Source organism: Rhodococcus sp. DMU1 (assembly GCF_012272955.1).
Taxonomy (GTDB): domain Bacteria; phylum Actinomycetota; class Actinomycetes; order Mycobacteriales; family Mycobacteriaceae; genus Rhodococcus; species Rhodococcus aetherivorans.
The window spans coordinates 5,798,282-5,812,240 of sequence record NZ_CP050952.1; the positions used below are offsets into that span (position 1 = coordinate 5,798,282).

The 13,959-nt window shown below is 69.3% G+C and carries 18 protein-coding genes; 14 read left to right on the forward strand and 4 right to left on the reverse strand.

Features of this window, described 5'->3' with window-relative positions; genetic code table 11:
* The first annotated feature begins 192 nt into the window (after positions 1-192).
* Genes HFP48_RS26545 through HFP48_RS26570 form a run of 6 tightly spaced genes read left to right on the forward strand, consistent with a single transcriptional unit; the run spans position 193 to position 2,988 of the window.
* Complete coding sequence (locus HFP48_RS26545; RefSeq protein WP_006944063.1) at positions 193-390, forward strand: (2Fe-2S)-binding protein; 198 nt, start codon at positions 193-195, stop codon at positions 388-390.
* A 45-nt stretch (positions 391-435) separates the two neighbouring features.
* Positions 436-912 (forward strand): bacterioferritin, encoded by a 477-nt coding sequence (gene bfr / locus HFP48_RS26550; RefSeq protein ID WP_006944064.1) that lies wholly within the window; start codon positions 436-438, stop codon positions 910-912.
* Positions 909-1,373: a carboxymuconolactone decarboxylase family protein gene (locus HFP48_RS26555; RefSeq protein WP_006944065.1), complete on the forward strand. Its 465-nt coding sequence runs from the start codon at positions 909-911 to the stop codon at positions 1,371-1,373. Before bfr ends, HFP48_RS26555 begins: the two co-directional genes overlap by 4 nt.
* A gap of 45 nt (positions 1,374-1,418) precedes the next feature.
* The gene (locus HFP48_RS26560; protein ID WP_029546621.1) at positions 1,419-1,880 is read left to right on the forward strand and encodes a MarR family transcriptional regulator; all 462 of its coding nucleotides are present in this window, start codon (positions 1,419-1,421) and stop codon (positions 1,878-1,880) included.
* Between the two features lie 17 nt (positions 1,881-1,897).
* Entirely contained in the window at positions 1,898-2,188 is a 291-nt protein-coding gene (locus tag HFP48_RS26565; RefSeq protein WP_168580381.1) for a GNAT family N-acetyltransferase, read from the forward strand.
* Between the two features lie 17 nt (positions 2,189-2,205).
* Positions 2,206-2,988: a putative protein N(5)-glutamine methyltransferase gene (locus HFP48_RS26570; protein ID WP_168580382.1), complete on the forward strand. Its 783-nt coding sequence runs from the start codon at positions 2,206-2,208 to the stop codon at positions 2,986-2,988.
* Between the two features lie 10 nt (positions 2,989-2,998).
* Here HFP48_RS26570 and HFP48_RS26575 read toward each other — a convergent pair whose 3' ends face one another.
* The gene (locus HFP48_RS26575; protein WP_006944073.1) at positions 2,999-3,520 is read right to left on the reverse strand and encodes a CGNR zinc finger domain-containing protein; all 522 of its coding nucleotides are present in this window, start codon (positions 3,518-3,520) and stop codon (positions 2,999-3,001) included.
* Between the two features lie 26 nt (positions 3,521-3,546).
* On the opposite strand from HFP48_RS26575, the gene HFP48_RS26580 reads away from it, so the two are divergent.
* The 7 genes from HFP48_RS26580 to HFP48_RS32140 all read left to right on the forward strand — a co-directional run bounded on the left by HFP48_RS26580 (position 3,547) and on the right by HFP48_RS32140 (position 9,189).
* The gene (locus HFP48_RS26580; protein ID WP_168580383.1) at positions 3,547-3,717 is read left to right on the forward strand and encodes a hypothetical protein; all 171 of its coding nucleotides are present in this window, start codon (positions 3,547-3,549) and stop codon (positions 3,715-3,717) included.
* Between the two features lie 32 nt (positions 3,718-3,749).
* Positions 3,750-4,271 carry a DUF1992 domain-containing protein gene (locus HFP48_RS26585; protein WP_006944077.1) on the forward strand — a complete coding sequence of 174 codons (522 nt, stop codon included), beginning with the start codon at positions 3,750-3,752 and terminating at the stop codon, positions 4,269-4,271.
* A gap of 264 nt (positions 4,272-4,535) precedes the next feature.
* Entirely contained in the window at positions 4,536-5,444 is a 909-nt protein-coding gene (locus tag HFP48_RS26590) for a polyphosphate polymerase domain-containing protein (RefSeq protein WP_006944080.1), read from the forward strand.
* A 69-nt stretch (positions 5,445-5,513) separates the two neighbouring features.
* Entirely contained in the window at positions 5,514-6,191 is a 678-nt protein-coding gene (locus HFP48_RS26595) for a DUF4956 domain-containing protein (RefSeq protein ID WP_050036104.1), read from the forward strand.
* Positions 6,191-7,753, forward strand: a complete 1,563-nt coding sequence (locus HFP48_RS26600) for a CotH kinase family protein (RefSeq protein WP_221776148.1) — start codon at positions 6,191-6,193, stop codon at positions 7,751-7,753. Before HFP48_RS26595 ends, HFP48_RS26600 begins: the two co-directional genes overlap by 1 nt.
* A gap of 251 nt (positions 7,754-8,004) precedes the next feature.
* Positions 8,005-8,586 (forward strand): AAA family ATPase, encoded by a 582-nt coding sequence (locus tag HFP48_RS26605; protein ID WP_168580384.1) that lies wholly within the window; start codon positions 8,005-8,007, stop codon positions 8,584-8,586.
* Between the two features lie 207 nt (positions 8,587-8,793).
* Complete coding sequence (locus HFP48_RS32140; RefSeq protein WP_050036106.1) at positions 8,794-9,189, forward strand: sigma factor-like helix-turn-helix DNA-binding protein; 396 nt, start codon at positions 8,794-8,796, stop codon at positions 9,187-9,189.
* Here the strand turns inward: HFP48_RS32140 and HFP48_RS26615 are convergent.
* Together HFP48_RS26615 and HFP48_RS26620 are read right to left on the reverse strand one after the other, a co-directional pair.
* Positions 9,107-10,741 carry an MDR family MFS transporter gene (locus tag HFP48_RS26615; RefSeq protein WP_006944088.1) on the reverse strand — a complete coding sequence of 545 codons (1,635 nt, stop codon included), beginning with the start codon at positions 10,739-10,741 and terminating at the stop codon, positions 9,107-9,109. The two genes, HFP48_RS32140 and HFP48_RS26615, sit on opposite strands and share 83 nt — an antisense overlap.
* Entirely contained in the window at positions 10,738-11,352 is a 615-nt protein-coding gene (locus HFP48_RS26620; RefSeq protein ID WP_050036107.1) for a TetR family transcriptional regulator, read from the reverse strand. Before HFP48_RS26620 ends, HFP48_RS26615 begins: the two co-directional genes overlap by 4 nt.
* Before the next feature lie 171 nt (positions 11,353-11,523).
* Here HFP48_RS26620 and HFP48_RS26625 point away from each other — a divergent pair, with 171 nt between their 5' ends.
* On the forward strand, positions 11,524-12,699 hold the full coding sequence (locus HFP48_RS26625) for an ATP-binding protein (RefSeq protein WP_102800201.1): 1,176 nt from the start codon (positions 11,524-11,526) through the stop codon (positions 12,697-12,699).
* Positions 12,700-12,704: 5 nt separating this feature from the next.
* Here the strand turns inward: HFP48_RS26625 and HFP48_RS26630 are convergent, their stop codons facing one another.
* A complete protein-coding gene (locus HFP48_RS26630; RefSeq protein WP_050036109.1) occupies positions 12,705-13,889 on the reverse strand; it encodes an ROK family protein in 1,185 nt (394 codons plus the stop codon).
* Positions 13,890-13,959: the final 70 nt, after the last annotated feature.

Genomic DNA, 13,959 nt, shown 5'->3' on the forward strand with positions numbered 1-13,959 from the left:
GGCAGCCCTGAACTCGGCAGCCCTGAACTCGGCAGCCCTGAGCCCGGCAGCACCGGCCTCAGGGCACCCCGGGCCGGGACTGGGCACTTACCCGGGGCGCCCGAGGCCGGATTGTGACTACGCTCACAGGTAAGCCACACCTCATTGAGGTAAGGTTTGGTGAACCTAAGTAGTACGTCCAGGAGGGTCTCGATGATCGTCTGCAGCTGCCACGCTCTCTCGCACCGGCACATCGAGGCCCACATCGCTGCCGGGGCGCGCTGCACCCGCGAGATCGGCGCGGCCTGCCGCGCCGGCACCGACTGCGGACGGTGCGTCCGAAATATCTCGGCGATCGTTCGCGCATCCCGCGAGCGGGATGAGAGGATCGAACTCGAGACCGCCGTCTAGACCCCTACCCGGCGGTCGATCCGCGTTCGGTCCCCGGGAGGCGCCATGAAGGGCGACAAGAAGGTCATCGAGTACCTCAACGAGCAGCTCACCGCCGAGCTCACGGCGATCAACCAGTATTTCCTGCACTCGAAGATGCAGGACAACAACGGCTGGACCAAGCTCGCCGCGCACACCCGCGCCGAATCCTTCGAGGAGATGCGGCACGCCGAAACCCTCACCGACCGGATCCTGTTCCTCGAGGGCCTGCCCAACTACCAGCGGCTCGGCACGCTGCGGCTCGGCGAGACGGTCAAGGAGATGTTCGAGGCCGACCTGCAGGTCGAGATCGAGGCCCGCGACCGCCTCCGCAAGGGCTCCGAGTACATGCGCTCGGTCAGCGACATCACCTCGGCCCGCATCTTCGAGGAGATCCTCGCGAACGAGGAAGAACACATCGACTACCTGGAGACCCAGCTGGGCCTGCTCGAGCAGCTCGGCGAAGCCCTCTACATCTCCGTGCACGTATCGCCGCCGGAGTGAGCGAGGCGCGCGTCCCGATCGACAAGCAGACCCGCCCGGTGTACCGGGCGCAGATCGAGGTAGCCAAAGCGATCCGCCAGGCCACGGCCGACGCCGGACTCGAGCGTCGGCTCGTGGAGCTGGTGAACGTACGCGTCTCCCAGATGAACGGCTGCGCCTACTGCCTGGACGTGCACGTCCGGGACGCCCTGCGCGAGGGCGAGACCACCCAGCGGCTCGCGGTGCTGCGGGCCTGGCGGGAGACGGACCTGTTCACCGAGCAGGAGCAGGCCGCTCTCGCCCTCGCCGAGTCGATCACCACGCTGCCCGACAGTCACCTGCAGGACCGGGACTACGACTTCGCGCGCGCCCGGCTCACCGAGGACGAACTCTCCGCGATCGCGTGGGTTGCCGTGGCGATGAACGCGTTCAACCGGATCTCCATCGTCAGCCGGCACCCGGTACGTCCCCCGCAACAGTGACGGCCGAATTGATTTCCTGAGCAACCACCCGGTTATTCTCGACGGATGACGAAGACCCGGTGGCTCAGCGACGACGAGCAGCGCACCTGGCGCGCCTACCTCGACAGCACCCGACTGCTGATGAGCGCCCTGGACAAGCAGCTCACCCAGGACTCCGGGATGTCCCTCACCGACTACGAACTGCTGGTCGCCCTCTCGGAGGCCCCCGGCCGGCGGCTGCGCATGCGCGCCCTCGCCGATGCCGTCGTCACGACCCGCAGCGGCGTCACCCGCGCGATCAGCCGCCTCGTCGACGCCGGCTGGGTGCAACGCGTCGAATGCGACGAGGACAAGCGCGGCATGCTGGCCGAACTCACCGAGGCCGGCGCCGCGAAGCTGGCCCAGGCCAGCCCCGGACACGTCGAGGCCGTACGCTCCTACGTGTTCGACCTGCTCAGCCCTCAGGACGTGACCCGCTTCGGTAACACGTACACCGCGATGCGCGCGCACCTGCTCGACAACACCTGAACAGCCGGAGGAATGCCATGAGCGACCCGTCCGTCGTCGCCGTCCACAATCCGCAGCAACAGCGCTACGAACTGCGCGACGGCGACACCGTCGTCGGCTACACCCAGTACCACCCCGACGGCGACGTTCAACTCGTGTTCGACCACACCGAGGTCGACCACGCCTACTCGGGCCAGGGCCTGTCGAGCACGCTGGTGCGGTTCGCGCTCGACGACGTACGTGCCCGCGGCAAGCGGGTGGTGGCGATCTGCCCGTTCGTCGACGGCTTCATCGACAAGCACCCCGAATACAAGGATCTCGCCGACTGAGACCGGGACACGGGCGCATGCCGACTCCGCCGGATCCCTCCGCCGTCGCGGCCACCCTGCGGCGCGCGGGTTGCGTGTTCGCGGAGGAGGAGGCGCGGCTGCTCGTCGAGGCCGCCGGCACGCCCGGCGAGCTCGTCGGCATGGTGGACCGGCGCGCCGCCGGCGAGCCGCTCGAGCACATCCTCGGCTGGACCGAGTTCCACGGCCTGCGCATCCTCCTGGACCCCCGGGTGTTCGTGCCGCGCCGGCGGAGCGAGTTCCTCGTCGATCGCGCCGTCGCTCTCGCCCCGCCCGGCGCCGTCGTCGTCGACCTGTGCTGCGGCTCGGGGGCCCTGGGTGCCGCGGTGGCGACGGCCGTTGCCGGGGTGGACCTGCATGCGACGGACCTCGATCCCGCCGCGGTGCGGTGCGCGGGCCGCAACGTCGCCGCGCTCGGCGGCCGGGTGTACGAGGGCGACCTCTACGACCCGCTCCCCGAGGTGCTGCGCGGGCGCGTCCATCTCCTGCTCGCGAACGTGCCGTACGTACCGACCGCGGACCTGGCGCTGCTGCCCGCCGAGGCCCGGGACCACGAGGACCGCATCGCCCTCGACGGGGGCGCCGACGGCCTCGACGTGCTGCGGAGGGTGGCCGCGACGGCCGGGCGATGGCTGGCACCGGGCGGGCACCTGCTGGTCGAATCGAGCGAGCGGCAGGCCGCCGGGATCGCCGAGTGCTTCGCACGCAGCGGGCTGATCCCGCAGGTGGTACACAGCGACGACGCGTTCGCGACTGTCGTCGTCGGCACCGCTCCGCGCTGATCGTCCCGGCTCACCCGACGTGCGCGGCCCGGTGCCGGCGCACGGCGTCGCGGTTCGCGCACCGCGGCGAGCAGTACCGCTGCCGCCCGTTGCGAGAGGTGTCCGCGTAGACGTGGTCGCACTCGTCGAGGGCGCAGCGGCCGAGGCGGTGCATGCCCCGGCCCACCAGGTGCAGGGCCGTTCCCACGGAGACGAGGGCCTCGACGACACCGGCGAGGGAATGCTGGTCGTCCCGGTAGTGCAGGTGCCAGCCGTCGCCGGCGTGGTTCGTCATGCGCGGGTACGCCGATGCGGCGGCAAGCATCTCGTTGACCAGCGCGGCGCGCTCGGCGTCCCCGGTCGCGTCGACGACGCGGCACCAGCGTCCGAGCATCGCGCCGACGCCGAGCAGGTCGTCGGCACCGACCGGGAAGTCGATCACCAGGCCCGCCTCGACGCAGCGCTGCACCAGCGCGTCGACGGTCACGGGCGGGTCGTTCACCAGATCCGCGGCGAGCCGCACGGCATACTCGCCGTAAGGGTTGAGATGCACAATGCCATTACATCACGCTGGGTGGCATGCAGACATCCCATCGCCACCACTGGACCGAGGTCTCCCGCCACCCGACGAGCGAAGGCGTGGTGCGCTACCAGCGCTGCGCGTGCGGCCGCTGGCACATGGCCGCGACGCCCCTCGTCGCCGATCCGATCGGCGTGTCGGCGACGGTCCCGGTCACCCCGCGACCGTGAAACCCGGCGCCCCGCGGAGGACAATCGCCTCCATGACCGAGCGCAAGCGGCCGGACATCACCTTCGAGTCGTGGATCGAACGTCAGATCCGCGTCGCGCAGGAGCGGGGCGACTTCGACAACCTCAGGGGAGCCGGCAAACCCATCCCGCATCGCAGCGACGACGAGCTGTGGTGGGTGAAGGACTATCTGCGCCGGGAAGGACTGTCCACCGAGGCGTTGCTGCCGCCCCCGCTGCAACTGCGCAAGGAGATCGAGCGGTTGCGCAGCACCGTGCTCGACGTGCCCTCCGAGCCGGCGGTGCGGCAGATCGTCCGGGAGCTGAACCGGCGGATCGTGGACTGCCTGCGCGCACCGAGCGGCCCCCTGGTCCCCATCCACAGGGTCGACCCGGAGGAGGTGGTCCGGCAGTGGGCCGCGGACCGGGCGGAGCTGCGGTCGAAACGCGCCGAGCGGGCCGCAGCAGCGGCCGCCGTGCTGCGCGAGTACGCCCCCGAGCCGCCGCGTCGGCGCTGGTGGCACCGAGTCCTGGGAATCCGGTCCGCCGGAACCTGAGGCGCAGAGCGGCGACGAGTTCGCTCCCCCGAATCCGCACGACCACACAGCCGTGCGGTCCACAGCCGTCCGCGACCACTATTCGCTGATTGTCGGGGCGTTCGTCGGTTCGTGTCGCGGAGACGAAAGTGCCTTCCCGGTCGGCGTACCCGTTGCCAGCAGACTGCCAGGAACGTCCCAAGGTTCCTCGAGCGTCACCGGCTGTACTGGTGTCGTTCGCATCGCGTTCACCGCACAGCGGTTCGCCGACGAGAGGCCGGTTCCATGGGAGTGTTCGACCGATTCCGCACGTCCTCCGCGAAGGGCACGCACCGGGCGGAGGACGTCCCCACCGCACCGACCGGCTACCAGCAGACCGCCGGCAGGCTGCACGCCTTCAACCGCTACGAGATCAAATACTTCGTCGACGAGATGAAGGTCCCCGAACTGCGGCGGGAACTCGCGGCGCGGATGGACACCGATCCGTATTCGCCCCACGGCGGGTATCCGGTCACCTCGCTCTACTACGACACGCCGGACCTGCGGTTCTACTGGGAGAAGATCGAGGGCCTGCGGTTCCGGCGCAAGCTGCGGATGCGCCTGTATGGCAACCCTTCCGAATGCACCGACGACACGCCGGTGCACATCGAGATCAAGCAGCGCGTCAACCGCGTCACCCAGAAACGGCGCATCGCAGTGCCGTACGGGAACGCGCGACGCTGGCTCGACGGACGGCAGGAGATCGACTGCGAACCCTCGCAACGCCCGTTCGCCCACGAGGTGACGACGCTGATCGGCAACCTCGACCTGCGGCCGATCGTGACCACCGGCTACCTGCGGGAGGCGTTCGTCGGCCGCGAGGCCGACCTCGGCCTGCGAGTGACGATCGACCACAAGGTGCACGGCCGCGACCGCGACTTCCACTTCGCCTCGGGAGCACAGAACCGGTTCGTCGTCCCGCCGAGGCTGGCGATCGTCGAACTGAAGGCCAACGAACGCGTTCCGTACTGGGCGACCGATCTGACCGCCCGGCTGGACATGTCGGTCGTCCGCGTCTCGAAGTACTGCCAGTCCGTCGAGGCGTTCGGCCTCGCTCCGCGCTCCCGGATGGGCGCCCCCGAACTCGTTCTGCCGCAAGGCTTCGACGACCGTGTTCCGACCGGTCTCTTCGAGACCTCGACGATGGCGCGCTGACCGCCGCACCGCCTGCCCGCGTCCCCGCACGGGGCGCCGTTCCCGTCCCTACACCGAACCAGGACCATCATGAATTTCGACCTGCAAGACCTCAGCGGGACGTTCACGACGTTCGACATCATCGTGTCGCTGTCGCTGTCGTTCGTGCTCGCCTCGATCATCGGCTGGGTCTATCGCCACACCCACAAGAACGTCTCCTACAGCCAGTCCTATGTGCAGACCCTCGTGCTGGTCGGCATGGTGATCTCGCTGATCATGCTGGTCGTCGGCTCCAACATCGCCCGCGCGTTCGCACTCGTCGGCGCCCTGTCGGTGGTTCGATTCCGCAACGCCATCAAGGAAACTCGCGATGTAGGCTTCATCTTCCTGGTGATGGCCGTCGGCATGACGACCGGCACCCGCTTCTACCTGCTGGCGATCGCCGCGACAATCGCGATCTGCCTGGTGCTGCTGATCATGAACAAGTTCAACTGGTTCAAGCTCGACGTCCAGCGTCAGGTCGTGAAGGTGCAGGTGCCGCCGGAGCAGGAGTACAACGCGCTGGTCGAGGACGTGCTCATCCGGTACTGCTCCGAGTTCGAACTGGTCTCCACCGAATCCGTTCGCTCCGGTGCGCTGACCGAGCTGTACTACACCGCGCAGCTGAAGAAGGGCAAGAAGCCGAACGAGCTGATCTCGGCCCTGAGTGCGGTCAACACCGGCCAGCGGGTGACCGTCCTGACCGGATACGACCAGACGGACATCTGATGGACGACACACCCACCGCCGGGCAGTCGCCGCCGCGGCGCCGGCTCCGGCACCGGGTCCCGACGTCGCTGCGCCGGCACTGGAAACTCCTGGCTGTGTTCGTCGTGTTCGTGACGATCCTGGCGACCGTGTTCGGGGCGACCCGCATCCGCCCGTACATCACCGGCGACCCGACGATCATCGCCTCGGAGATCACCGACAACATCACCGGCACGGTGGACCTGTTCGACGCCTCGGTCCCGCACGAACTGTCGGTCGAGATCACCGACGCGGAATACGACGAGATGATCACCGCCTTCCAGAGCACCGGCGAGAAGAAGTGGGTCACCGCCGATGTCACCATCGACGGCACGCTGATCACCGACGTCTCGGTGCGGTTGAAGGGCAACTCCACCCTCATGGGCGTGCGCGGCGAGGACGCCGGGCCCGGCGGCGAGGGCTTCGAGCCCCCGGAGGGGATGGAGCTGCCCGACGGATTCGATCCGGCGGCCATGGGCGGCCCGGGCGGCATGTCGCAGGCGTCCGAGGACGATCCGACGTCGCTGCCGCTGCTCATCAGCTTCGACGAGAACGCCGGCGGCCGCGCCTACCAGGGCATGACCGAGATCTCGGTGCGCCCCGGCTCGCCCGTGCTCAACGAGGCGATGGCCCTGTCGCTGACCGCGGAGACCGGGCAGCCGACGCAGCGCTACGCGTACACGGTCTATTCGGTCAACGACAGCGCCACCACCACGCGCCTGCTGCTCGAACACCCCGACGACACGTATGCGAACTCCCTGTTCGACTCCGACGGCTACCTGTACAAGGCGGACGCGTCGTCGCGGTTCGAGTACATCGGCGACGACCAGTCGGACTACGCCGACCAGTTCGAGCAGATCAATGCGGTCGGGACGGGGAACCTGCAGCCGGTCGTCAGCTTCCTGAAATGGCTGGACTCGGCGAGCGACGAGGAGTTCGGCACACACCTGTCGGAGTGGGTGGACGTGGACTCGTTCGCGCGGTACGTCGCCACGCAGAACCTGCTCGTCAACGGTGACGACATGAGCGGGCCGGGCCAGAACTACTACCTCTGGTACGACCTGCAGACGGGCAAGCTCTCCGTCGTGTCCTGGGACCTGAACCTGGCCATGCAAGGCGATGCCACCACCGGCCCGCACGACACCGTCTCGATGGCACCCGGCGACATGGGCGGCCCCGGGCAGGGCGAGGCCGGCACCACGGCGGCCGACCCCGGCACCATGCCCCAGCCGCGTGGGATGCTGCCTCCGGGCGCAGCTGCACCGCAGGGCGGGCAGGGGGCAGGCCGGGTGCAGTCCGGCAACAGCCTGAAGACACGGTTCCTCGAATCCGAGGCCTTCACCCAGGTCTACGAGGACGCCTACCGGGACCTCTACGAACAGATGTACGGCAGCGGACGCGCCCTCGAGATGCTCGACACCCTGGTCTCGACCGTCCCTGTCAGCGACGCGCTCCCGGCCGCTTCCCTCCAGTCGAGCGCGGACTCGATGCGGTCCTGGATCGAACAGCGCACCGCTGCGCTCGCGGAGCTGCGTGACAGCTGAACTGCGTGACAGCTGAGCTGCGTGACAGTCGACCGGACGAGGCGCGAGCGCCGGGCCGCGAGGTGCGGCCCGGTTTCACAGCCGGACCTCAGGAAGGACTCAGCGTCGGCCCAGTCCCTGCCGGCATTCTGGAGACGGCAGAATCGATCACGAATCTGCCCGCAGGGAAAGGAATTGTCATAACCACCTCAGCTCCGACGGTCCCCCACCCGGGACACCCGTCCGGGCGCGACACCGGTGCCGTCTTCCTGATGGCCGGTGGCGTTCCCGGAGCGGGTAAGAGCACCCTGCTTCGCCGGATCGAGCACGACATCCCGGGTCTGACCGTTCTCGATCCGGAGCGCCGGGCCGAACGCCTCGCCGCCGCGCTTCCGCCGGGCCTGCCGTATCGCTGGTATCGGCCACTGGTCCATCTCATGCACACCCTCGACGTGGTGCGCACCCTCCTGGCCGGACCGCACCGGAGCGAAGGGCCTGTGGCCGTTCACGACACCGCCACGCGCAGGCGCCGACGCGACTGGACGGCCCGCCTGGCACGGCGACGAGGCTGGACGCCGGTGCTGGTCTTCCTCGACGTGCCCCGCGATGTCGCGCGGGCCGGACAGCACGCTCGCGGGCGCGTGGTGAACGAGTCGTCGTTCGCGCGGCACTGGCATCGGTGGACGGCTCTGCGACCGCACCTCACCCGCGAGGACGACGCCCCGGCCAGGGGTCCGTGGGACCACGTCGTCGTCACCACTCGCGACGATGCGAAGAGCCGGGTGTTCGGATTGCTGACGCAGGACGGGACGGACCGCTGCGCACTCGGCGGCGGATCCCCGTGCGCGCAGTGACGATCTCCGGTACGCAGTGACGATCTCCGGCACCGCAGTGGCATCGACACCTCGGTGACCGGTGTCCCCGACACGTGTCGGGTTCACCGAAGGCGCACTTCCCAGCAGATCCACGGCTCACTCCCATGGACGCCCGAGGGTCGTCCGGTTGTGTGGGTGCGTGAACGGACGCGATGCGTCATGCCACAGCAAGGAAGGCACGACTCGATGACAACTCCCACCCAGGCCCTCGACACCGCCGACGCCGCGGCCGCACGCGGGAATCCGCCGGACGCCGTGTGCGAGAGGGACGGTCCGGAGTTGCGCGTGCTGCGCTGCGAGCGGCAGCACGTCGACGCGCTGCTCTCGACGCTCACCCGCAGGCAACGCGAAATCCTGCGCCTGCGGGTGGTCGAGGGGTTGTCTGTGGAGGAGTCCGCCGCCGTCCTGCGGACGACGCCCGGCGCCGTTCGTGTGGGTCAGCATCGCGCGTTGTCCCGCCTTCGGGCGGCGCTGGCCGACCCCGCGCGCCTGGACGCCGTCACGGGGCCGGGCGACTCCCGGCCTCGGCCTCGGCGGGGTGCGGTCGCGCGCCTGCCGCGTGCGTCAGCTGTTCCTCCGTGACCGCCTCACCGCGGGCGACCATGCCCGCCTCGTGCGACAGCGGGATCTGCCGCAGGAAGCACGCGATGACGAAGGCCACCAACAGGAACGGGATCAGGTACCAGAACACCGGTGCGAGGGAGTCGGCGTAGGCGTCGACCACGCCGGTGCGCACGGAGTCCGGCAGCTGGTTCAGGGCCGCGGGATCGAGCGTCGCCGTCGCCTGGCCGGCCTGCTCCGGGGAGGCCCCGGCTCCGGTGAACACGGCGGTGAGCTTCTCGGCCAGCCGGTTGGTGAAGATCGTGCCGAAGACCGCCACGCCGAGGGACGCGCCCACCTCCCGGAAGTAGTTGTTGGTGCTGGTCGCGGTCCCGATCTCGGTGGGCGGCACGGCGTTCTGCACCACGAGAACGACCACCTGCATGATCAGACCCAGGCCGAGGCCGAGGGTGAACAGCATCGTGCAGATCAGCCACAGCGGCGTGCTGCCTTCGAGGGTGGTCAGCCACAACATCGCGGCGGCCGTGACGAGGGCACCGGCGATGGGATACGCCTTGTAGTGACCGGTTTTCGTGATCGCGATGCCGGAGGCGATCGAGGTGGCCATCAGGCCGGCCATCATCGGGATCATCAGAAGGCCGGAGACCGCGGCCGAGGTGCCGGACGACATCTGCAGGAACGTCGGCATGAAGGCCAGCGCCGCGAACATGCCGAGGCCCACGGTGAAGCCGATCGCGGTGGCGTTGACGAAGATCGGATTGCGGAACAGCGACAGCGGGATGATCGGATCCTCGGCGCGGGACTCGACGAGGACGAAAAGGCTTGCCGCGACGAGCACTCCGACGGCGAGCGCGAGGGTCAGCGGATCGGTCCAGCCCCGGTCGCCACCGAAGTCCGTGAACAGGATCAGGCACGTGGTGGCGGCCGAGAGGGTGAGCACGCCGAGGAAGTCGACCTTCTTCTCGGGCCGCTTCGTGGGCAGCGTGAGGGTGAACCAGGCGATCGCGAAGGCGAGCACGCCGACGGGCAGGTTGATGTAGAAGGCCCAGTGCCAGGTCAGGTGGTCGACGAAGAAGCCGCCGAGCAGGGGGCCGGCGACGGCGGCCACACCGAAGACCGCACCGAGCGGACCCAGGTACTTGCCACGCTGGTCGGCCGGGACGATGTCGGCGATGATGGCCTGGGAGAGGATCATCAGGCCGCCGCCACCGAGGCCCTGCATCGCGCGGAAGATCACGAACCACCAGAAGTCGGTGGCGAAGGCACAGCCGGCGGAGGCGAGGGTGAACACCGCGATGGCGACGAGGAAGAGGGTGCGGCGGCCGAACACGTCGCCGAACTTTCCGTAGATCGGCATCACGATGGTGGTCGCCAGCAGGTAGGCGGTGGTGATCCAGGCCTGGTGTTCGACGCCGCCGAGCTGCCCGACGATGGTCGGCATCGCGGTGGAGACGATGGTCTGGTCGAGGCTCGACAGCAGCATGCCGGCGATCAGCGCGGAGAAGATGAGCCAGATCCGGCGCTGCGTGAGCACCAACGGTGGTGCCGCGGGCCGGGACGACGTTGCGGTCACGGGTTTCCTGCCGTTTCGATGGGGTCGAGTCGCTGCCCGAACAGTCGCCGGACGATGTCGAGGTTGCGGAGCAGCAGCTCCGCGAAGGGTCGATCGGTGTCGTCGCCGAAGAACTCGTCGGCGGTGTGCCGGGTGATGTCGGCGAGCGCGTAGACGACGGTCCGCGGCAGCGGATCGTCGGGAGGCAGGTTCTCTCTCCGGGCGACGACCTCGGCGAACCGCCGGAGCTGGGCCTCGCCGTTGTGCAGGATGCGGGGCAGCAGCTGCGGCTCGCGGTGGATGATGTCGTGGTACTGCTTCGCGTGCTCGCGGGTGAAGTCGGTGCGCCCGATCTGGGCGAGGATCACCGCGACGAGGTCCTGGAGCAGCGTGGGGGAGATGCCGTCCCCGTCGTGCCGCCCGGCGGCCACGAAGGCGTCCTCCTCCTCGGGAGTCAGGCTGAGCGGGGGCTCGCCGAGGACCGCGTCCTCCTTGGACGGGAAGTAGTTGAAGAAGGTGCGCCGGGAGATCTCCACCCGCTCGCAGAGTTCCTCCACGGTGAACCCGGCAAGACCATGTCGGGCGGTGAGCGCGCGCGCCTCGCCGACGAGTGCGGCTCTGGTGCGCTCCATCCGGCGGTTCCGCCGCCCGGACGGAGTTGTTGCACTTTCATCCATAGAGTGCATGATTGCACCATTGCCCCCAGAGTGCAAAAAAGTCTGGTGTCTGCGGGCGACTATGGGACGTTATGGTCAGTTATGGAGAACTTCAGATAGAACTCCATAAGTCTCTATACTCGCCCCATGGACCTCGAGCTCAATCCGTTCAAGCCCGGCTCCGGACTCCGGCCGCCGGCGCTCGAGGGGCGCGACGAACAGATCGGGGCGTTCGAACTCCTGGTCGCCCGCAGCAAACGGCAGAACTACGACCGTGGCCCGATCCTGTCGGGATTGCGCGGGGTCGGGAAGACGACCCTGCTCAACACCCTCGTCGAGCACGCCGACCGGCAGGGATGGCTCACCATCGCCATCGAGGCCCGCCCCAGCGAGGCCGGCACCACCGCGGTCCGCGCCAAGCTCTCCCAGGAGCTGACGGTCGGACTGCGCCGCTACAGCCGCAAGCACCGGATCCAGCACGCGATCGACCCGCTCATCGACCTCGCCCGCGGCTTCTCCCTCGGCCTCGGCCTCGGCCCGGCGACCGCAAGCTTCTCCCTCGACCAGCGTCCGGCAGCCAGTGGCGACATCGATCTCGACCTCGAGGAACTCGTCGAAGCGATCACCGCCGAACTGCGGCCCAGATCCAGCGCATTCGGGTTGTTCATCGACGAGATGCAGGACCTCGACTCCGATCTGCTGTCGGCGCTGCTCGCCGTCCAGCACCGGGCGAGCCAGCGCGAATGGCCGTTCTTCCTCATCGGCGCCGGACTACCCAATCTTCCCGCGGTGCTGGCCGGCAACCGCTCGTACGCGGAGCGACAGTTCCTCTACAGCACCATCGGCCCCCTCACCCCGGCGGCCGCAGCCGACGCCCTGCGCATCCCGGTACGCCGTCAGGGCGGGGACTTCACCGACGACGCGCTCGCCGTGCTCGTCCAGGCCAGCGGCGGTTACCCGTACTTCCTCCAGGAGTACGGGAAGGCGATCTGGAACATCGCTCCACACAGCCCCTTTCAGCTCGAGGATGCCGAACTCGCCGTCGAGGTGGGCCGGCGTCACCTCGACGAGGGATTCTTCCCGTCCCGCTGGAACCGGGCAACCGACCGCGAGCGCCGTTACCTCACCGCGCTCGCCGCCACCGGCGAGGAGACCCCGCGGTCCGGGAAGGTCGCCCAGCTGATGGGCTCGACCGCCACCGGTGTCAGCGACGTCCGCAACTCGGCCATCCGCAAGGGCCTGATCTGGGCACCGGAGCACGGTCGCATCGCCTTCACCGTCCCGGGTATGGCCGACTTCATCCGCCGTCAACCGGCGGAGTAGCCGGATCAGCGGCCCCGCTCGGCCACCATCCGGTCCACGGCGCGCACGCTGAGCACCTGGTCGAGAGCCATGGAGGCGCAGCCGATCATCCCGGAGCGATCGCCGTGCGACCAGGGCAGGATCTGCAGGGCGCGGGTGGCCACGGACACCGCGTCGCGATAAAGGGTTTCGCGCAGTCCGGCGACGAACACGTCGTAGGCCTCGGCCATGTCGCCACCCACGACGAGCACCGCCGGGTCGAGGAGGTTGACGGCACCGGCGATCACCTCACCGATCCGCCGGCCGCTGTCCCGGATCATGCGGCGCGCCTCCGCATCCCCGCCGACGGCGAGGGCTACGACGTCGCGGATGTGGGTCACGTCCCGGCCCTGCTCCTGCAGGTCGCGGACCAGGGCCCAGCCCCCGGCGATCGCCTCGACGCAGCCGACGTCGCCGCAGCGGCACAGGACGCCCTGCGCGGCGGCGGTCTTGGTGTGCCCGATCTCGCCGGCCGCGCCCACCGCGCCGCGCTGCAGCACACCGCCCGACACGATGCCCGCGCCGAGGCCCGTGGACGCCTTGATGAGGAGCATGTCATCGAATTTCCGTCGTTCGCCGAGCCTTTCGGCGAGCACCATGACGTTCGCGTCGTTGTCGACGAACACCGGCGCCGCACCGAGGCCGGCGAGGAAGGGCTGCAGCTCGACACCATCCCAGCCGGCCATCATCGGCGAGTCGAGGCTGCAGCCGCGGACCGTGTCCACCGTGCCCGGCAGGCTCACCCCGATGCCGACGGTGCGGGGCGCGCCGGGACCGAGCGCGTCGCGCAGGTCGGCGAGGTGCGCGACGATCTTCGGCATCAGCTCGCCCGGGCTCGCCCCGATCTCCTGCTCGAGATCCTCGGTCCGGAGCAGTTCCCCGGCGAGATCGCAGACGGCGAGCTGGGTGCGGCTGCGGCCGATCGCGCCGACGAGCACGATGCCCGCGCCGGCCCCGAAGGTGAGGGTGAGCGGTGGACGCCCACCGGTGGAGGGCCCCTCCTCCGTTTCGACGACGAGGCCGAGGTCCTGGAGTGCCGAGACCCGGGCGGCGACGGCGGTGCGGGAGAGCCCCGTGTGGTGCCCGATCTCGCTTCGGGTGGTCGCGGCGCCGGCGCGGACGAGGGCGAAGACCTCGCCCGCTGTGGCGGGCGCGCTGGAGGATCGGCTCATACCGCCATTGAACCAAGGAACCGCACCCGAGAGCGCCTCGTGCAGCCGCGGCGTGCTGCGTCGGACCGGA